At 70.6% G+C, this 961-nt stretch carries 1 pseudogene; it reads right to left on the bottom strand.

The window, feature by feature from the left end:
- Window positions 1–656 (bottom strand): annotated as a pseudogene (locus RWX45_RS04980) (NADH:flavin oxidoreductase/NADH oxidase); the annotation flags it as partial.
- Window positions 657–961 lie beyond the last annotated feature (305 nt).

Below are 961 nucleotides of genomic sequence, written 5' to 3'. Positions count from 1 at the left end.
GCCGCGACCGCCTCCAGGGCGAAGCGACGGCGGCCCGCATCCGTCCCGCCGTAGGCGTCGGTGCGGGTGTTGGACAGCGGCGAGAGGAACTGGTGGATCAAGTAGCCGTGGGCACCGTGCAGCTCGACGACGTCGTAGCCGGCCTCAACAGCGCGGCGGGCGGCAGCTGCGAAGGCCTGCACCGTGTGCGCGACGGCGTCGGCGTCCAATGCGCGGGGTACCGCGTGGTCGGGGTAGGCGATCGCGCTGGGCGCCACCAGATCCCAACCGGGCAGGGTGGTGGAACGGGCCGCATCCACATCGGGCCGCCACGGGGGCGTGCCGGCCTTGCGCCCGCCGTGGCCGAGCTGCACGCCGGCAAGAGCCCCGCCGGCGTGAATGGCTTCGACGATGCGGCGGTGACCGGCGATCTGGGCGTCGTCCCACAGGCCGAGGTCGTTGGGGGACAGGCGTCCCTCCGGGGTGACGGCGCTGGCTTCGACGATGATTGTGCCGAAGCCGCCCTGGGCGCGGCTGCCGTAGTGAACCACGTGCCAGTCGGTGGCGATGCCGTCTTCGGCGTCGACGGAGTACATGCACATGGGTGGGAGCCAGAGGCGGTTGCGGGCCGTGAGGGCGCGCATGGTGAGGGGCTGAAGCAGGTGTCGGTGTGCCATGGCGTCACGCTACGCGCGCTGGTGTCCTGCGGCTAGGGCTCGTGTGAACGGATACGCGGGCTGGGCGTAGGCAGGTGTGCGGGTTGGGCGTGGGCCGGGTGTGAGCCGTATGCGCGGGCCGGGGGCGCGGCGTGAAGCGAGCTCGGTACGTCATTTGTGCCGGTCTCGGTACGTCATTAGTGCCGGTTTCGGCATGTTATTAGTGCCGGTTTCGGTGAAGGGGTGCGGTCTGGATCACGGTGTCACGGGGGAGCGGGGCTCGCTAGCCTGGATGCACCATGACTAGCGCGACCCTTGCCCCCTCC

The sequence above is a fragment of the Actinomyces sp. MRS3W genome, from assembly GCF_032465695.1.
Taxonomy (GTDB): domain Bacteria; phylum Actinomycetota; class Actinomycetes; order Actinomycetales; family Actinomycetaceae; genus Actinomyces.
The sequence above is the reverse complement of the archived record's forward strand: the minus strand, read 5'-3'. Positions and strand labels throughout refer to the sequence as shown.